General features: G+C 65.8%; 20 protein-coding genes. 12 read left to right on the top strand and 8 right to left on the bottom strand.

Annotation, left to right across the window (positions count from 1 at the left end; all coding sequences use genetic code 11):
- Positions 1 to 215: 215 nt before the first annotated feature.
- The 4 genes from K1T34_RS01330 to ctaD all read left to right on the top strand — a co-directional run bounded on the left by K1T34_RS01330 (position 216) and on the right by ctaD (position 4,907).
- A complete protein-coding gene (locus K1T34_RS01330) occupies positions 216 to 1,511 on the top strand; it encodes an MFS transporter (RefSeq protein ID WP_220242486.1) in 1,296 nt (431 codons plus the stop codon).
- Positions 1,508 to 2,422, top strand: coding sequence for an ABATE domain-containing protein (locus K1T34_RS01325; RefSeq protein ID WP_370643603.1), 915 nt, complete (start codon positions 1,508 to 1,510; stop codon positions 2,420 to 2,422). The genes K1T34_RS01330 and K1T34_RS01325 overlap by 4 nt, the downstream gene beginning before the upstream one ends.
- Before the next feature lie 108 nt (positions 2,423 to 2,530).
- Positions 2,531 to 2,857: a thioredoxin gene (gene trxA / locus K1T34_RS01320; RefSeq protein ID WP_220242484.1), complete on the top strand. Its 327-nt coding sequence runs from the start codon at positions 2,531 to 2,533 to the stop codon at positions 2,855 to 2,857.
- Positions 2,858 to 3,134: 277 nt separating this feature from the next.
- Positions 3,135 to 4,907 (top strand): cytochrome c oxidase subunit I, encoded by a 1,773-nt coding sequence (gene ctaD / locus K1T34_RS01315; protein WP_220242483.1) that lies wholly within the window; start codon positions 3,135 to 3,137, stop codon positions 4,905 to 4,907.
- 46 nt (positions 4,908 to 4,953) lie between these two features.
- On the opposite strand, the gene K1T34_RS01310 is transcribed toward ctaD, so the two are convergent.
- From K1T34_RS01310 to nhaA, 3 genes are all read right to left on the bottom strand, one after another.
- On the bottom strand, positions 4,954 to 5,580 hold the full coding sequence (locus K1T34_RS01310; protein ID WP_255638224.1) for a TetR/AcrR family transcriptional regulator: 627 nt from the start codon (positions 5,578 to 5,580) through the stop codon (positions 4,954 to 4,956).
- 86 nt (positions 5,581 to 5,666) lie between these two features.
- Positions 5,667 to 6,257, bottom strand: coding sequence for a uracil-DNA glycosylase family protein (locus K1T34_RS01305; RefSeq protein WP_255638223.1), 591 nt, complete (start codon positions 6,255 to 6,257; stop codon positions 5,667 to 5,669).
- A gap of 117 nt (positions 6,258 to 6,374) precedes the next feature.
- Positions 6,375 to 7,787, bottom strand: coding sequence for a Na+/H+ antiporter NhaA (gene nhaA / locus K1T34_RS01300; protein WP_220242481.1), 1,413 nt, complete (start codon positions 7,785 to 7,787; stop codon positions 6,375 to 6,377).
- A gap of 131 nt (positions 7,788 to 7,918) precedes the next feature.
- On the opposite strand from nhaA, the gene K1T34_RS01295 reads away from it, so the two are divergent.
- The 8 genes from K1T34_RS01295 to K1T34_RS01260 all read left to right on the top strand — a co-directional run bounded on the left by K1T34_RS01295 (position 7,919) and on the right by K1T34_RS01260 (position 13,652).
- On the top strand, positions 7,919 to 8,422 hold the full coding sequence (locus K1T34_RS01295) for a thioredoxin domain-containing protein (RefSeq protein WP_220242480.1): 504 nt from the start codon (positions 7,919 to 7,921) through the stop codon (positions 8,420 to 8,422).
- A 403-nt stretch (positions 8,423 to 8,825) separates the two neighbouring features.
- Positions 8,826 to 9,335 carry a hypothetical protein gene (locus K1T34_RS01290; RefSeq protein ID WP_220242479.1) on the top strand — a complete coding sequence of 170 codons (510 nt, stop codon included), beginning with the start codon at positions 8,826 to 8,828 and terminating at the stop codon, positions 9,333 to 9,335.
- 83 nt (positions 9,336 to 9,418) lie between these two features.
- Positions 9,419 to 9,793, top strand: coding sequence for a GNAT family N-acetyltransferase (locus tag K1T34_RS01285; RefSeq protein ID WP_220242478.1), 375 nt, complete (start codon positions 9,419 to 9,421; stop codon positions 9,791 to 9,793).
- Positions 9,794 to 9,853: 60 nt separating this feature from the next.
- Positions 9,854 to 10,471 carry a GNAT family N-acetyltransferase gene (locus K1T34_RS01280; protein ID WP_220242477.1) on the top strand — a complete coding sequence of 206 codons (618 nt, stop codon included), beginning with the start codon at positions 9,854 to 9,856 and terminating at the stop codon, positions 10,469 to 10,471.
- A 48-nt stretch (positions 10,472 to 10,519) separates the two neighbouring features.
- Complete coding sequence (locus K1T34_RS01275) at positions 10,520 to 11,386, top strand: aldo/keto reductase (RefSeq protein ID WP_220242476.1); 867 nt, start codon at positions 10,520 to 10,522, stop codon at positions 11,384 to 11,386.
- A 78-nt stretch (positions 11,387 to 11,464) separates the two neighbouring features.
- Positions 11,465 to 12,931, top strand: a complete 1,467-nt coding sequence (locus K1T34_RS01270; protein WP_370643602.1) for an MFS transporter — start codon at positions 11,465 to 11,467, stop codon at positions 12,929 to 12,931.
- Between the two features lie 68 nt (positions 12,932 to 12,999).
- A complete protein-coding gene (locus tag K1T34_RS01265) occupies positions 13,000 to 13,479 on the top strand; it encodes a hypothetical protein (protein WP_220242474.1) in 480 nt (159 codons plus the stop codon).
- Between the two features lie 41 nt (positions 13,480 to 13,520).
- A complete protein-coding gene (locus K1T34_RS01260) occupies positions 13,521 to 13,652 on the top strand; it encodes a BBE domain-containing protein (protein ID WP_220242473.1) in 132 nt (43 codons plus the stop codon).
- A 60-nt stretch (positions 13,653 to 13,712) separates the two neighbouring features.
- Here the strand turns inward: K1T34_RS01260 and K1T34_RS01255 are convergent, their stop codons facing one another.
- From K1T34_RS01255 to K1T34_RS01235, 5 genes are all read right to left on the bottom strand, one after another.
- Complete coding sequence (locus K1T34_RS01255; RefSeq protein WP_220242472.1) at positions 13,713 to 13,877, bottom strand: WhiB family transcriptional regulator; 165 nt, start codon at positions 13,875 to 13,877, stop codon at positions 13,713 to 13,715.
- Positions 13,870 to 14,178, bottom strand: coding sequence for a DUF427 domain-containing protein (locus tag K1T34_RS01250; RefSeq protein ID WP_220242471.1), 309 nt, complete (start codon positions 14,176 to 14,178; stop codon positions 13,870 to 13,872). The genes K1T34_RS01255 and K1T34_RS01250 overlap by 8 nt, the downstream gene beginning before the upstream one ends.
- Before the next feature lie 198 nt (positions 14,179 to 14,376).
- Positions 14,377 to 14,706, bottom strand: a complete 330-nt coding sequence (locus K1T34_RS01245) for a hypothetical protein (protein ID WP_220242470.1) — start codon at positions 14,704 to 14,706, stop codon at positions 14,377 to 14,379.
- 47 nt (positions 14,707 to 14,753) lie between these two features.
- On the bottom strand, positions 14,754 to 15,857 hold the full coding sequence (tal, locus tag K1T34_RS01240) for a transaldolase (protein ID WP_220242469.1): 1,104 nt from the start codon (positions 15,855 to 15,857) through the stop codon (positions 14,754 to 14,756).
- Positions 15,854 to 17,461: a ubiquinol-cytochrome c reductase cytochrome b subunit gene (locus K1T34_RS01235; protein WP_220242468.1), complete on the bottom strand. Its 1,608-nt coding sequence runs from the start codon at positions 17,459 to 17,461 to the stop codon at positions 15,854 to 15,856. The genes tal and K1T34_RS01235 overlap by 4 nt, the downstream gene beginning before the upstream one ends.
- Between the last annotated feature and the right edge of the window lie 163 nt (positions 17,462 to 17,624).

Genomic DNA, 17,624 nt, shown 5'->3' with positions numbered 1-17,624 from the left:
TGGCTAAGGCTCGTGCACAGGGACTCCGTGGGTCCAGGCAACGGCTCCGGCGTCGAGTCAGGACGACGGCTCTCTTTTCCTTCATGGGCTGCGGCGCGGTCGCAGCCCATGATCGCGGCACAGGTGCGGCTCCAGAGTTGCGTTGACCGTCCGCCGGTGGGATTGCCAATAGGGAGTCGAGCTGCGCTGAGCTACTGAGGAGTGAGGGGAACATCATGACGGATGCCGAAGGGGAGACGCCGGGGCGTCACGCAAGGCTCGTGCGTGTGGTCTCGACATCGTCGTGCGCCGCGGCCGTCCCGATTCAGCCTGCGGCCGCGCGCGCTGCCGTCACTATTGCAGAGCCAAGGAGCAAGCGAGGCTGGGCCGCAGTCGGCGCCATTGCGCTCGGCGCGTTCATAGTCGTGATGACGGAAACGATGCCGGTGGGGCTGCTGCCGCGGATCGCCGACGGATTACATGTTTCACTGGGCCTTGCGGGGTTGATGGTGCTCGTGCCGGGTTTCAGCGCCGCAGTGTCGGCGCCGCTGTTCTTCCTCAGCTCCGGCCGATTTGACCGGCGCTCGGTCATCCTCGTCCTAGGTTTGACGGTGCTGGTGTCGAACGCCATCGTCGCGGTGGCACCGAACTTCGTCGTGGTGCTGATAGCCCGCATGTTCTTTGGTGCCACCCTCGGAGCCTTCTGGACCGTGGTCTCACCGGTCGGCCCCAAGCTGGTAGGCCCCGCCGGCGGCACTCGCGCCATCACCATTATCGCGGCAGGTATTTCCGGTGGGACAGTGGTGGGGCTGCCGGCGGGACAGTTCCTCGGCAACCTCGTGGGCTGGCGTCTCACTTTCGCCACCGCCGCGGCGGCGACACTGCTGGTCGTGGTCGCGCAGAGGTTCGTCCTGCCGGGTATTCCGCCGGACGGGCGCACGCACCTGCGTGATCTTGTGGGAGTCGTGACGCAGCGCGCCGTCCGGTTCGGGATGGCGGCGGGCGCATTGGTGTTCATCGGACAGTTCACCGCCTGGACCTACATCACCCCGTTCCTGATGGACCACACGCATCTGTCCAGCGGTGTGATCTCGCTGCTGTACGTCATCTACGGCTGCGGTGGCATCGTCGGCTCACTCGTCGCCGGATCGCTGTTCAAGCGTGGAGTGATCGGCAGCTTCGCCGGGGCGGCGACGGTCGTGGCCGCATTGCTGATCGCGCTGGCGAACGCGGGCACCTTACCCTGGCTGGCCGGCCTGTTGTTCGTGATGTGGGGCCTGTTCTGGGGAATTGTGAACCCGGGAACGCTGGTCTGGATGCTCGACGCTGCCCCGGAAACCCCGGAGGCCGCGTCGGCGGTGAATGTGACGAACCTTCAGATAGCCCTGGCGGTGGGATCCGGTGTCGGCGCGATCCTCGTTTCATCGACAACCCTGCAGACGGTGTTCCTCACGGCCGGTTTGATCGTCCTTGCCTCCGCCGTGCTCGCCGCCGTGGCGGCACGGTTCCTGACACTCGCCCGGAGGGAATGAGGACATCAGGGCGAGGCCGGGGAATGGTCGGCGCCCGGTGTCGGCGTCGGCCGGCGGTAAGAGCCGACGATCGGCTGACGCCGACAAGAAGACCAGCGCAGAGGAGAGAGTCGTATGGCGAAATCGAACACGCGACTGCGCTCCGCCGGCAAGGCTTTGCTCGCAGCGAGTGCAGCGAGTCTCCGTCAAAACCCACTGCTGTCGCGGTGGAAGGTGGAGACGTCACAGCTGTTCTCACGGTCGAACACTCCGACCACGGCGTTGCGCGGGGCGCTGTGACGCGCCGCGAACGGGTCGTGGGCCAGGAGCCGCCGGTCGACTTGATGAACACCGTGTGGGGGAGCGGCAAGGGTACCGAGGACGCGCTCGCGACCGCGGACGGTGCACGCGAGTGGATTCGTGAGATCGTTCCCCGTCTTGAGCAACGTCCGAGGTCTCTCGACCACTGGTTGCCTTGCGCAAGCCCGTTGAGCGTGAAGGAGACGGCATTCGACCTGCGTCGGCTCCGCGATGCGCTGAGACGGCTCGCTGCCGACGCAACAGTGGACGAGCGACCGGCCGGGGTGGTGTCCGACTTGCCTGGCCGCCAGGCCGCGGTGGACACGCTCAACACCACCGCGGCCCGTGCGGCTGCGTCGTCCGCCCTCGTGTGGCCCGGTGCGGGCGTGCCGACGATCGCGCTCCAGGGCGACCTGCCCGGCGGCATCGCCGTGAGTTCGCTCGTGGCGCTCCAAGCCGTGCGGCTTTTCGGCGGCGAAGAGCGGAAGCGCCTGCGGGCCTGCCTCGCACCGAGCTGCGCGAACTACTACCTGTCCGGCCACGGACGGCGAAGGTGGTGCTCGCAGGCTTGTGGAAACAGGGGGCGCGTCGCGCGGTTCAACAACAAGCAGTCGTCGAACGTGATCGGCTGATCGGCACGGGACCGCGACAACGGAACGTCTCGGAACCGCTCTCGGTGGCCGCTACGGTGCCGGCGCCTTCTGACTCTCGCCAGTTTCCGACAACCCGAAGGAGAAACCATGGGCAACAACACCGTGAAGGTGACCGACAAGTCGTTCGTGGACGACGTTCTGACCAGCGAAAAGCCGGTCCTGGTCGACTTCTGGGCGACCTGGTGCGGGCCTTGTAAGATGGTCGCCCCGGTGCTCGAGGAGATCGCGGCCGAGAACGGCGAGAAGCTGACCGTCGCGAAGCTCGACATCGACGAAAACCCGAAGACGGCGCGTGACTACCATGTGATGTCCATCCCGACGCTGATCCTGTTCCAGGGTGGCAAGCCGGTGAAGCAGATCGTCGGCGCGAAGCCAAAGGCAGCTCTGCTGTCGGATCTGAAGGACGTGCTCTGACCGAGCCCGCGCCCAGCTGCTGAGAAACCCGGGCCTGCGAGAATCGCCTCCCTGACTTGATTAGGACTATATAGTCCACGTAGGGTCTCGTCGAGGTCGTGGTGACCCCGGTGACGAAGCAGGTCCGCCTGAGTGGCGCCGGGGCTCACGGACTGCCCGGATTTCGACAAAGGTGAGTTCTCCCGGGAGATCCGGCGGGGCGGGTGCCGTCGAACGGTGCCCGGCCCGAGCCCAGGATCGAAAAGCCAGCCAGTGCAGCATTCAGCCGGAGGAAACCATGAGGACCGTCGCGCCCAGGCCGATTGCGACGCGGCCGTATCCCGCGCGCATTGCCCCGAAGGGCACGGCGCTGCTTCGGCTGATGCGGACGACGGACCACAAGCAGATCGGCGTGATGTACCTGGTCACGGCGTTCGCCTTCTTCATGGCCGGCGGTGCGATGGCCATGCTGATCCGTACGGAGTTGGCCCGGCCCGGGCTCCAGTTCCTGTCGCAGGAGCAGTACAACCAGCTGTTCACCATGCACGGCACGATCATGTTGCTGATGTATGCGACCCCGGTGCTGTTCGGGTTCGCGAACTTCGTGCTACCGCTGCAGATCGGTGCCCCGGACGTCGCGTTCCCGCGGCTCAACGCGTTCTCGTACTGGCTCTACCTCTTCGGCAGCCTGATCGTCGTATCCGGCTTCCTGACACCGGGCGGTGCGGCTGAGTTCGGCTGGACTGCTTATACGCCGCTGTCGGAGGCCGTCCACACTCCAGGCCCCGGCACCGACATGTGGATCGTCGGCCTCATCGTGTCCGGTCTGGGCACGATTCTCGGCGCGGTCAACATGATCACCACCGTTGTCTGCCTGCGCGCGCCGGGCATGACGATGTACCGGATGCCCATCTTCACCTGGAACATCCTCGTCACGAGCATCCTGATCCTCATCGCCTTCCCGATCCTCACGGCCGCGCTCTTCGGCCTGGAGGCAGATCGTCGGTTGGGTGCGCACGTGTTCGACCCGGCCAACGGCGGGGTGATCCTCTGGCAACACCTGTTCTGGTTCTTCGGTCACCCAGAGGTGTACATCATCGCCCTACCGTTCTTCGGGATCGTGTCCGAGATCTTCCCGGTCTTCAGCCGCAAGCCTCTCTACGGTTACAAGGGGCTGATCTTCGCGACCCTGGCCATCGCTGCGCTCAGTGTCTCCGTGTGGGCACACCACCTCTATGCCACCGGCGCCGTGCTGCTGCCGTTCTTCTCCTTCATGACCTTCCTGATCGCGGTCCCGACCGGGGTGAAGTTCTTCAACTGGATCGGCACGATGTGGAAGGGCCAGCTGTCCTTCGAGACGCCGATGATCTTCTCGATGGGCTTCATCGTCACGTTCCTCCTCGGCGGCCTGACCGGCATCCTGCTGGCCGCGCCGGCCATCGACTTCCACGTGTCGGACAGCTACTTCGTGGTGGCGCACTTCCACTACGTGCTCTACGGCACGATCGCCTTCGCGACCTTCGCCGGCATCTACTTCTGGTTCCCGAAGATCACGGGCCGGATGATGGACGAGAAGCTCGGCAAGTGGCACTTCTGGACCACGTTCATCGGCTTCCACGGCACGTTCCTGGTCCAGCACTGGCTCGGCGCCGAGGGCATGCCCCGCCGCTACGCCGACTACCTGAGCTCCGACGGGTTCACCACGCTGAACACGATCTCCACGATCGGCGCGTACATCCTCGGTGCGTCCACGCTGCCGTTCATCTGGAACGTGTTCAAGAGCTACCGCTACGGCGAGATCGTCACGGTCGACGACCCCTGGGGCTACGGCAACTCCCTCGAATGGGCCACGTCGTGCCCGCCGCCGCGGCACAACTTCACCGAGCTGCCCCGGATCCGCTCCGAGCGCCCCGCGTTCGAGCTGCACTACCCGCACATGGTGGAACGCCTGCAAACCGAAGGTGAGATCGGCTTCTTCGGCAAACCGCGCCACCAGGCCGCGCCGTCGCAGAAGCTGGTCGACGCGACCATGCCGGGTGACCACGGCAAGGACAACTCGGGCGAGCAATAGTCGCGCGCGGTGAGGCGGTCCACTTTGGTCTTCCGCTACCCGCGACTCACGCCTGGAAGGTACGGATGTAGTCGATGGCCATGTCGAGCGCGATGCGCATCGGCTTGATGTCGTGCCCCGTCTGCGCGAGCAGGTACCCGCCTTCGAGGGCGCCCATCAAGCCGATGGCGAGCCGTTCGGGATCGGCGTCACGGCGCAGTTTGCCCGTGTCACGCATCCGCCGCAGACCGTCCGCGATCAGGCCGAGCCAGGTTTCGAAGTGGCCGGCCAGGGCGGAGCGTGCCCGCTCGTTCTGGTCCGAGAGCTCGCTCGCGAGGGAGCCGAGCTGGCATCCGTAAGCCCCGTTGCGGAGAGCGTTCCTCTGGATGATCGCGTCACGCCAACGCTCGAGTCCACGGATCGAGTTCAGCCGGCGCAGCCGTTCCCCCTGCGAGGCCAGCAGGTCTTCGGCCTGGTATTCGATCACGTCTTGGACGAGCGCGTCCTTGTCAGCGTAGTGATGGTAGAGCTGTGACTTGCTGGTGCCGCTTGCCGCGCGGACATCGTCGAGCGTGGTGGCGGCCACCCCTTTGACCGTCATCAGATCTACGGCAGCATGCAGGATCCGGGCCCGGGTCGCTTCACCGCGCGCCGTCAGCCGGACGGGCTTCTCTGTGCTCTCCGGTTCCACCACTTCGACAGATTATCGTACCTGCGTGTGCGGAGGTGTCACGCGATGCGACTCGGCCGGCCGAGCCCAGGTCGGCCATCCCGTCACCGTCATCCGCGTCCTAGTGCGATCGACACTCGGCGCGCCAGCTCAGGGACGACCTCGGCGGTGAACCAGGAGTTTTTCCCGTGCCACCGGTAATTCAGTGGAGACGGGTGCACCAGTGGGAACTCGGCGGGGAGGTAGTCGCAGTAGGACCGCACGGTCTGGGTGAGGTTGGTCTTGGATCGGCCCTTGAGGTAGTACCGCTGGGCGTGCGCGCCGATGAGCACCCGGAGAGTGATGTGCGGCATCCTCGACAAGATCTGCGGATGCCACCGGGGCGCGAATTCCTTGCGGGGAGGCAAGTCACCCGTCTTGCCCTTGCCCGGGAAGTAGAAATCCATCGGCACGATGGCGAACAGCGAGGGGTCGTAGAATTCCTCGTCGCTGACGCCGAGCCAAGAGCGCAGCCGGACGCCGCTGGCGTCGTCCCACGGGATCCCGCTCTCCTGGGCGCGCCGGCCCGGCGCCTGGCCGATGATCGCGATCCGCGAGGCCGGCGACCCGGCCCACACGGGACGGTAGCCGAGGTCGCGTGCCCACGCGTTCGACGGATCGGACGTCAGCTCGTCCACGACCGCACACAAGTCGTCGATCAACCGCACTCCAGGTTCGTTGCCGGGAAGGCCGGGCCGCCGGCTTTCGGGGACCACAGTCTAGATGGACCATGCGGTCCAACAAGCTGGGGGTCGACGGCACCGAGGTGTGCCTTCGTCTCAGGCCAAGCTCGGGTCCAGCCACGGGCCTTCGGGTAGCTCCGGGAGTGAGAACCGCTCGTCGAAGGAGCACAGCGGGAGACGGTCGCCGAGGAATCGCAACACAATGGACCCGAGGATCGCCGAACAGAGTGATCCGCCGAGAACCCCCACCTTGGCCTGCTGCTGGAGGCCGGGGTCGGCGAACGCGAGATCGGTGATGAACAACGCGATCGTGAAACCGATGCCGGCGAGCATGGCTCCGCCGATGAGGTGGCTGTAGCGGACGCGGCCGGGCAGAGTGCCGATTCCGGTCTGCAGCGCGATTCCGGCTCCGAGCGAGATGCCCAAGGTGTTGCCCGCGATCAGGCCGACCGCGACACCGAGGGTCACGGTGGAGGACGACGCGGCCCGCAGCGCGCTGCTGTCGAGCTGCACGCCGGCGTTCGCCAGGCCGAAGGCGGGGATGATGACGAACGCGCTCATCGGGTGCAGAATTCCCTGCAGTCGCTCGTTCGCCGACAGTGTCGCCTTCATCGCGGTGGTGGCGAGTCGCACGCGCATGGTGTCCGCGCGCTCGATCACAGCGCGCCCGTAGAGGCGGAGTCGCTCGCGGGCGTGACTGTCGACCTCGCCGGCCGGCACGATCAAGCCGATGAGCACGCCGGCGAGCGTCGGGTGGACCCCGGACGCGTCGACGGCCGCCCACAACCCGGCGCCGACCAAGAGGTATGGCGCCAATCGCCACACTCCCAGCCTCCGCAGGCCCAACAGCACGAGAACCAGTGCTGCCGCCACCGCGATCGCCACCACGGAAACGTGGTGTGTGTAGAACACCGCCATCACCGTGATCGCGCCGATGTCGTCGCCGATCGCGAGGGTGAGCAAGAAGAGCCGCAATTGATCAGGGCAGCGGGGACCGAACAGAGCCAGCACGCCGATCAGGAAGGCGGTGTCACTCGACATCGGAATGCCCCAGCCGGCTGCAGCCGCGCCGGAACTGTTGAACACGAAGTAAAGGACCGCGGGCAACGCCAGGCCGCCGAGCGCACCGCAGGCCGGGACGACGATCGAGCGCACGTCGTGCAGCTCGCCGACGGACACCTCGCGGCTGATCTCCAGTCCCACCACAGTGAAGAACACGACCATGGCGACGTCGTTCACCCACTCACGAAGGTCCAGTGAGAAGTGCGCGCCGCCGGCTTCCACGCCTGCGTGCAGTCCCCAGAACGCGTCGTAGTCCGCGCCCGCCACGTTCGCCCACACCAGCGCGGCCACCGTGGCGGCGAGGAGCAGGACAGCGCTGCCGGCTTCGGTGAACAGGAACCGGCGGAAGCCGGCGGTCACGTACGGCAGCGGCAGGCTCATCTGACGGGTCGTCGACGGCAGGTGCGGGAGGAGCCCGTCGTTGAACTGGCTCGAGTCGGCCTTCACGGCCCGAGTATGCCTGACGTGCAGTCGATCCGGTTGTGTACCGTCCATCAGATCGGGCGTTGGCCCGGAGGCATCCACGGTTCGCAGTGCCACTGTCCGGAGTGGACCGTTCTGTCACGGAGGGATCGCAGGTGACGACGCGCAGTGAGTTCGATCTGGACCGGCACGTGTACGGCGATCCATCGGCTTCGGTGACGGTAGTGGAATACGGGGACTTCGAGTGCCCGTACTGTGCTGCGGCGGCGCCCGAGCTGCGCAGGTTGATCGACAGCTCGGCCGGCACGATCCGCCTGGTGTTCCGTCATTTTCCGATCTTCACGATCCACCCGTACGCACTCACTGCAGCTCTTGCCGCCGAGGCGTCGGGCGACCTGTTCTGGGAGATGCACGACTTGCTGCTGACCCACCAGAGTGAGCTGACGGATGTCCACCTGCGGGCATACGCGGCTCGCATCGGCGCCGGCGACGTCACCGGTGAGGGCGCGCAGCGGTTCCGCCCCGCCGTCGTGGCCGACTACACCTCCGGTGCCGAGTTGGCTGTCCGAGGCACGCCGACGTTGTTCATCGACGGACGTGCGTACCGAGGCCGAGTCAGCTACCAGGCGCTCCGATCGGCTGTGCGGCCGAGCTCCTGACCCGGCGCCTCAGCCGCGGCGGTTCGCGCCGTGAGCGTCCGGCGAAGTTCACCTCGCCAGGAGTGGACCGTCCGGTTCCATGCTGGGCTTGATCGCCCCCCGTGATCGACAACACGATCGCTGTCGTCGCTGAGATGTCGTTCGGGTGAACAGCGAGAAACCGGTTTCAATTTTTGCAGTTCCATGTGGCATCTCGACCTCCGGGTGACGCGCATCGGACGGGTTCCGACGCGCGGCCGGCCTGGACAAAGGCGGCGAGCCTGAAGCTAGCTCCCCCTCCTTGACTGGACTAAATAGTTCTCTTTGGTGCATGATGAGCGCACCGGAGGACGGAGCTGCGTCGGGTGCTCAACGCTGCCGAATGTGCGGACTTCGTCGTAAGAATGCGAAAGGTGCAGCTACGGTGAGTGAGCAGCTGGGCTTCATGCCGGGGTCGCCGGTTGCCGGCCTTCCGCTGAGGCTGTCCTCCGCCACCATCACAGGTGACGGCAGGCGATCCCGCGACCACGAGTCCGACGGCCTGTTGCGGTTGGAGCTCTCGATCAGTGCGCACGTGCTGGGCGAGCTCGAAGTCATGCTCGCCACAACCCACGGGCCTGGGGAACGCGCTGCCGACCGGGTGGCGGGATACTCGGCGGCACAGGGGCGCGAGCTCCGCATCAACGCCATCCTGCTGAGTTCGATGCCGGACGTCCTTCACCTCGCCGGCGGCGGTGGCGGCACGCACCAGAATGGAGCCGACGCGCAGTCGTACACGCTGACGTTGACCTTCTCCGATGGGGGCACAGCCCAGAGCTCGTGGAGCACGACGTTCGACGTTCCGCGTTCGCCACTCGCAGACTCCACGTGGCGCCTGACCGTGCCGTTCAGTCACGCCTTGACGCCGTCCACGCTCCCTCGCCACGTGTCGTGACACCTTCCGCGCGTCGCACCTCAACGTCCCGCGTCTCGGTCTGACGCTGCGGAAACGGTCTTCATGCACTGAGGGTGCAGACCGTGCTGCTCGAGAAAAACATCAGGAGAAATGAAGTGAGTTCCGAGATGGATGTACAGCGCAACGTCGACAGCGGATCGTATGAGGCCGTGGTCGACGGGCAGGTCGTCGGCATGATCGTCTACCACGCCCCGCACGGTGACCGGCGAGTGACGTTCAGCCACACGATCGTCGATCCTGGACATCGTGGTCAAGGTGTCGCGACGCGGCTGGTGAAACACGCTTTGGATGATCTGCGAACCCGAGATCTGAAGCTCACGAATTATTGCACCTTCGTGGCCGACTACATTGCCGACCACCCCGAATACAAAGAGCTTGTCGACGGCCGCTTCCCCGGCCGGGCGGCCGTGCCGGATCGCGCGCCTCGCGAACGCTGATCAACGGAAGCTCGAACTTCCCCGGAGCCGGGGAAATCGGTGAGGAAGAGGAGTGCAGAGTTGATTCCGGGGTCGCATTCGGTCGACATCGACGGAGAACTGATCCGGACCACCCGGCTGGAGCTTGCTCCGTGGACGATGCCCGACGTCGAAGCGGCTCTGGGCATCTTCGGCGACGAAGAGGTTTCTCGGTGGCTGGCGCCGGCCATGGATCGAGTCGCGGACATCTCCGCCATGCAGGATCTGGTTGCCGGTTGGGTCGCGGACGGCTTGGAAACCGAGCCTCCGGTCGGTCGGTGGAAGGTCACCGATCTCGCGAGCGGACGCGTCGTGGGTGCGGTCTCGTTGCTGCCCTTGCCGCCAGACGACATCGATTTCGAGATCGGTGTCCAGATCGCTCGTGGCTGGTGGGGGAACGGTTATGCCGGTGAAGTCGGTGACGCGGTCGCTCACTATGCCTTCGATGCCGGTACGGACGAGATCTTCGCTGTGTCGCGCCCGGCGAACCAACGCGCCGCGGCCGCCGTGCGGCGGATGGGGATGGAGTGGGTCGGCCAAACCGACAAGTACTACGACACGAGGCTCGACGTGTTCCGGTTGCGGCGTTACGACCTCGACGTGCCGGCGGGGGTGGCGCCGCCGGAAGGAGAGCAGCCGGGTGAACTCACTGACATCTGACCGATTCATGTCGGCACAAATCCACAAGACAGTGAAAGAGACGAGACCATGCCTGGAACCCTTCCTGATCGATGCGGTACCTTCACGATCGGAGGGCACGCGATCACCCGGCTCGGTCTTGGGACCGCTCAGATAAGTGAGTCCGGCGTCTGGAGTCATCCGAAGGACGCCACTGAAGCGGCACGAGTGCTCCGAGAAGCGGTCGATCTCGGGGTGAATCTCATCGACATCGCCGAATCGTCGGGACCCTTCGACTACGAAGAACTCATTGTGCGAGCACTCAGCCCGTTCCCTGAAGACTTGCTGCTGATGATCAAAGGCGGACTTCTTCGATCGCCGAACGGGCACTGGGAACCGGTACCGCGGCCCTCGTTCCTTCGTAAACAGATCGAGACGCGCTTGTGGTACCTGAAGCTCGATCGCGTTCCTTTGTTCCAGCTGCACGGATTCAGCCCGCACGCTCCCATTGCCGATCAACTCGGACTTCTCACGGATATGCAGCGTGAAGGAAAGATCGGGAAGATCGGCTTGGCGGAGGTGACACTGGCCGATCTGGAAGAAGCAAGGAAGTTTGCGGAGATCGCCACAGTCCAAGCTGAGTACAACCTCATCGATCGCGGGGCCGAACCGTTGCTGAACTACGCGGAATCGGCGAACATCGGCTTCGTCCCGTGGCTTCCGCTGGCGACCGGCACGCTTGCCAGGGAGGATGGGCCGTTGGCGGAGATGGCGCGGCCGCGCGATGTCTCGCCGGCGCAGCTCGCTCTGGCCTGGCTCTTGAATCGCTCACCCGCGATCCTCCCCACTCCCGGCACGCTGAGCATCCAGCACCTGAACGAGAACGTGTCTGCAGTCGACATTTCCCTGACGGCACACGAAGTCGACGATCTCGACCGACTGGCGACCAGGCCGTAAGCGGGATCTCTTCCGGAAAAGGCGCTGGGTGAACTGGTTCGGAAAATTCTGGCTGTCAGTACAGGGAGGGTACTCACCGTGGGCGGTTCAGACGTCGCTCTACCGCCACCGGTGGGTTTTCCGATTCGGTCTGCGCAGGGGCGACGGATCCTGGTCGCGACGGTCCTCGGCGCGAGTATCGCGGGTATCGACTCGAGCGTCGTGACCGTCGCTCTTCCCGACCTCGGCCGGGACTTGGGTGCGAGCTTCGCGTCCCTTCAGTGGACCGTGACCGGATACACCCTCAGCCTCGCCTCGCTCATCCTGCTGGCGGGTGGGCTCGGAGACCGGTACGGCCGCAAGCGGATCTTCCTCATCGGCGTCGCCGGGTTCACGGTCGCCTCGGTCCTGTGCGCGGCCGTCCCCGACGTGGGGACGCTCATCGGTGCGCGAATCCTGCAAGGCATCGGTGGAGCGTTGATGGCACCGGCGAGCATGGCCATCCTGCAGTCGACGATCGTACCTGGTGATCGGCCGCGGGCGATCGGAACCTGGTCCGGGTACGCCGGGATCGCGGGAGTTCTCGCCCCGTTCGTCGGCGGATGGCTGCTGTCGCTGGGTTCGTGGCGGTGGATCTTCCTGATCAACGTGCCCGTGGCGGTCATCGTCCTGGTGGTGACCGTGCGCCACATTCCGGAGACCCGCGACGACGAGTCGTCCGGCATGGACTGGGGTGGCTCGGCGCTGGCCCTTGTGACCCTCGCCGCGGCGACCTACGCGTTGACCGCGATACCGGCGAACCCGAGTGGGCCGGGGGCACTGGCGAGTGCGCTCGTGGCTGTCGCGGCGGGGATCGGGTTCGTGCGCTACGAACGGCGAACGACATCGCCGATGTTGCCGGCGCTGCTGAGGAAGTCCAGATCGTTCGTCTCGATCAACGTGATCACGTTCATCGTCTACGGTGCGTTCGGCGTGTTCTTCCTGATCTTCACGATCGCCCTGGAGACTGTCGCCGGGTACAGCCCGGCCGAAGCCGGCAGCACTCTTCTGCCGATCACGATCATCAGCCTCGCGCTGTCTCCCTCCAGCGGTAAACTCGCTGCGCGGGTCGGGCCCGGTTGGCAACTGACCGCCGGTCCTGTGTTGTGTGGCGTAGCGGCGCTGATGGCCTTGCAGATCAAGCCCGACACGGGTTACTGGAGTTGGGTGATCCCGCTCGAGTGCGTGTTCGGCCTCGGTACCGCCACGATGGTGGCACCTCTGACGTCTGTCGCGCTGTCGTCGCTACCGGGCGGCCACGTCGGCGTCGCGTCCGCGGTCAACAACGCTGTCGCGCGCGGTGCCGCCTTGCTGTGGATCGCGGCGCTTCCGCCGCTCGTCGGTCTCACCGGCGCTTCGTACGCGCGATCCGAGGCGTTCCAGCCCGGCTATCGCCTGGCTTGCGTGATCTGCGCTGCGGCGCTGTTTGTCGCCGGCGCGATTGCCGCCGCGGTTTTCCGCAACCACACCCCCTGCAACCGGCACCCTTTGGTCGCCCGTTCGTTGCCGCACCCGCTGTCCCGATAGCTGCGGGGCGCAAAAGTTGTTTCGACCGTCTCGATCCCTCACCGTCCGGACTCTTGGAGGAGGAACCTGTGACTGACGCAGTCAACGGCAAAGCGGTGCTTCGCCTGCCACGGCTGGTCGCGAGAGTCGACCGGGTCATGGCGGCCGTGGCCGCTGTGCAGGCGGCGCTCGTGCTGGTGGACTTCGTATTGCTGGGGTTGCTCGCCGGAGGCGTGCCTCTCCTGGAGCCGTTGTTCCTCGTCTTGTTCGGCATCATCGGCACCGCGATCGGTATCGCGCGCCACCTCAGGGTTGCCGCGCGAGACGGGGCAGGCCTCGTCATCGTCTCGGCCGCCGGTGCGCTCATCCTGGGCGTCCTGTGGCATTTCGTGCTCGGTGGGCCCGGCAATATCCGGGTCGCGCTGCGTTCGGGCGTGCCCGTCTTGGCGCGAGTCTTCGAAGCCTCCGTGACGCTCCACCTGGTTGCCGCCGCGGCCACTGTCCTGCTGGGCGTACTCGCGTTGCGCCGCCGCACGTCAATTCTGTCGATCGGCCGATTACATGGATGAATGCCGGCACTACAACCTCTCGGCCGCTCTGGAACCCGCGGTTGGGCCACCAGATGGTCGGCGTGCCGTTCGTGGTGTTCGGCACTGAGCGCTACACGCGCTTGGTCGAGGTCGAGAAGGCCTACGATCCCACCAACCTGTTCCGGCTGAACCACAACGTCGCCGCCGGCTGACCGGGTCCGTGACTCGAGTTCAGGGATAGCAGGGCGGTCGCCTCCGACGGCCAGCGATGCTCAGATGGCCGTGGCGTGCCGGATTTGCGGCGCAGCGGCGGGGGAGGGGAAGAACACCTCGGGATCTTCCGATCGGCAGGCCGCGGTGGCCTGCCAATCGATCAGGTTGTTCAGCTGCAGCCAGGTGTTTCGAAGACGGATTGCGGCGAGGATCGGATCAGTCAAGGATATCCGCCTTTCGCGGGTCGAACGCCACGTAGCCGGAGAAATCCGTACCGACGCGGTCGATCGCGGACTGGTGTGGGTGGGGGTAGCACCAGGCCGCGTCGTGGGTCTGTGATCCGTCGGTGATGACGTCGTAGTAGCGGGCCGCGCCCTTCCACGGACAGGTGTATTGAGTCGAGCTCGGTTGGAGGCTTCCCTGCCGGATCGCCGCAGGGGGGAAGTAGAGGTTTCCTTCGAGGGAGATCAGGTCGTTCCGTTCGGCCTCGGCGATCACGGTTCCCTCGATGACGGCTTTCACCATTGCGTACACCTTTCGTTGTCGAGGACTGAAGTGAACTACACCCGCCACCATGAATGCACCCGTGGAAATCCCGTGTGGACACTCGTAGGTCTTGGTGTGCAGGGAAACGGGCAGCACAATGGACACCAGCGCGCAGACGGCAACTTGGATTGCTTTCCGCGCGCCGGTGCTCGGCGGTTGATCATGATGGTCGGCCGGTCAGGCGTATCGCCCGGTGAACTGTGAACCGTCTCCGCAATGCGTGAAGCTCAGGCCGACGATCGAGCCGGCCTCGACAACCCAGCGAAGGTCGTACGAAGCACGGTAAGTGGGCGGCCAGAACGAGGCGAAACGGCCGTCGGCGTCGATGTACCACTCTCCGCGTGTCGGGTGGCCCCGGTCGGTGTAGGTGGTCGCACCGTCGTGGTCGAAGACCTGTTCGGCGCCGTCGTCGTAAACGATCCGTCCGGCAGTCAGTGCGGCCACCAGGTTCTTCTTGGCCACCTGCTCGCCATCGGCCGGGCTGAGCGACTCCAGCGATCGAGGCATGAGATTCCCTTCGAGACAACCGTGGGTGTGAGCGAGGACTGCGGGCCTCAGCCGAGGAACGCACTTGCTGACGCGTGGAGGGCTCGCCAGCTGGCCGCGAACTTGGCGACGCCCTCTCTCTCGAGCGTGTCGTACACGTCATCGAGATCGATACCCGCGGCTGCAACGGCCGCGAGGTCGGCCGCGGCTTCCTTGCCGAGCCCGACGACTCGGTCCCCGGCAAGCTCGCCGTGATCGGCGAACGCCGAGAGGGTCGTGGGCGGCATCGTGGACACGGTGCCGTGCGTGACGAGGCCGGTCACGTACTTGGTGTCGGGAAAGGACGGATCCTTGACACCGGTCGAAGCCCACAGCAACCGCTGGGGGCGGGCTCCGTCGGCGGCAAGGCTTTGCCACCGCGGGGATACCCACACCGCAGCCAGGGCTTCATGAGCGAGCCGCGCGTTGGCCAGGGCAGCCCGGCCGCGCATTTCGGGGACGCCCATGACGTCGAGCCGTCTGTCCACTTCGGTATCCACCCTGGACACGAACAGCGAAGAGACCGAGTGGACCGCCGCGAGGTCGTGGCCGTTCTCACGAGCTCGCTCGAGCCCGTCGACGAACGCCTCACCGACCTCAGCACACCGCCGCGGCGAGAAGACCAGAGTGACATTCACGTTGACGCCCGCCGCCAGCGCACCGGAAACAGCTCGGACGCCCGCTCGGGTGGCGGGAATCTTCACCATGAGGTTGGGCCGGTCGACGAGCTCCCACAGCTGGATCGCGTCCGCGATGGTCGCGTCGGTGTCGCCGGCGAGCTCGGGGCTCACCTCCAGTGACACCCTGCCATCAACGCCGTCGGTCTTCTCCCAGATCGGACGGAGTACGTCCGCCGCCTGCTGAACGTCCCGGATCGTCAACGCCCGGACGGACTCCGTTACGTCGATTCCGTTCCCGGCCAGGCGTTTCAGCTGTGGGGCGTAGCGACTGCTCCGGGCGATGGCGTTGGCGAAGATCGTCGGGTTCGTGGTGACGCCCACCACTGAACTGCTTCGCACCAGGCGTTCGAATTCGCCGTTCTCCAGGATGTCGCGGGAGAGCTCATCCAGCCAGATCGACACGCCGGCCTCGGTGAGGGCGCGAAGCCGGCCGTTGTCCTCGCCTTCGGTCACGTCGTTTTCCCCTGTTCGGCGGCCCGATCCATGGCGGCGGTCTCTTCGGGCGGGTCCGGCGTCCAGAGCGAGCCCGGGACGGCGCGCCCCGCGGCACCGAGCTTGTTCATCTTCTTCGGCACCGGCGCACCCTGGTACTCGAGCGGCACTGCGTGGCCGTGGCTGTCCACGCCGCCCAGTGGCTGGTGGACCTCGATGAACCCGCCGGTCGGCAGGCGCTTGATGATGCCCGTCTCCACGCCGTGCTCCAGCACCTCGCGGTCGGCCCGCTGCAGACCCAGGCAGATCCGGTAGGTGAGGTAGTAGGCGATCGGCGGCACGATCAGCACGCCGATGCGGCCGGCCCACGTGGTGGCGTTCAGGGAGATGTCGAACTGGTCGGCGATGATGTCGTTGAAGCCCGACAGCTCGATGACCAGGAAGAACCCGAGCGCCATCATGCCCAGCGCGGTGCGGACCGGTGCGTCGCGCGGCCGCTGCAGCAGGTTGTGGTGCTGCACGGCGTCCTTCGTCAGCTTCGCCTCGATCCAGGGGTAGACGGTCAGCATGGTGATCAGCAGCCCCATGCCCATCGCGCCGGAGAAGAACACCGCCGGGATCGTGTAGTTCCCGAGGTACACCTCCCACGCGGGCCAGATGCGCAGCATGCCGTCGGCCCAGGCCATGTACCAGTCCGGCTGCGAACCGGCCGACACCATCGACGGGTTGTACGGCCCGAAGTTCCACACCGGGTTGATCTGGAAAAGACCGGCCATCAAGGCGATGACCCCCGTGGTGAGCACGGCGAGCGCCCCGCCGTGAAGCGCGAACTCGGGCACGATCCGGATGCCGACGACGTTGTCTTCCTTCGCGCGGACGCCCGGGAACTGTGTGTGCTTCTGGAACCACACCAGCACCAGGTGCACGCCGATCAGGGCGAACAGGACCCCCGGCAGCACGAGGATGTGCAGTGTGTACAGGCGCGGGATGATCTGGTCGCCCGGGAACTCGCCGCCGAACAGCGCCCAGTGGATCCAGGTGCCGATGACCGGCACCGACAAGACGATACCCGACAAGGTCGCGCGGACACCCGTGCCAGAAAGCAGGTCGTCCGGCAGCGAGTAACCGAAGAACCCCTCGAACATGCTGATCAGGAGCAGGATCACGCCGATCACCCAGTTCGCCTCACGCGGCTTGCGGAACGCGCCGGTGAAGAAGATCCGCAGCATGTGCAGGAGCGTCGCGGCGATGAAGATCAGCGCCCCCCAGTGGTGCAGCTGCCGCACGAACAGCCCGCCACGCACGTCGAACGAGAGGTCCAGGGTCGTCTTGAAGGCCTGCGACATCTCGACGCCCTGCAGGTTCTGGAAGCTGCCGTGGTACGTGACTTCCTGCATCGAGGGATCGAAGAACAGCGTCAGGTACACGCCGGTCGCGATTACGACGATGAAGCTGTACAGCGAGACTTCGCCGATCAGGTAGGACCAATGGGTCGGGAACACCTTGTTCATCTGGTGCCGCAGGCTCTTGGCGAGCTTGTACCGCTGATCTGCGTTGTCCGCGGCCTGCCCGAGACGCTTCGCAAGCACGCCCGTGCCCATGGTCGGCGTGGTCAGTGAGCTCATGCAGTGTTCGAGGCAGCGATCGGCCCTGTCTTACCCCCACGGGTGGACCCAAAAGAGTGGCTGCCACTACGCGCGGGGATCCGAACCCGTTTCGCGGCCGAACCCCGCGGGGCCGGCCGCCGTGAGACCGCAACCGGCTCGGGTGGCCGGTCTCCTCTGAGGG

It is taken from the genome of Amycolatopsis sp. DSM 110486 (assembly GCF_019468465.1).
Lineage (GTDB): Bacteria > Actinomycetota > Actinomycetes > Mycobacteriales > Pseudonocardiaceae > Amycolatopsis.
The sequence above is the reverse complement of the archived record's forward strand: the minus strand, read 5'-3'. Positions and strand labels throughout refer to the sequence as shown.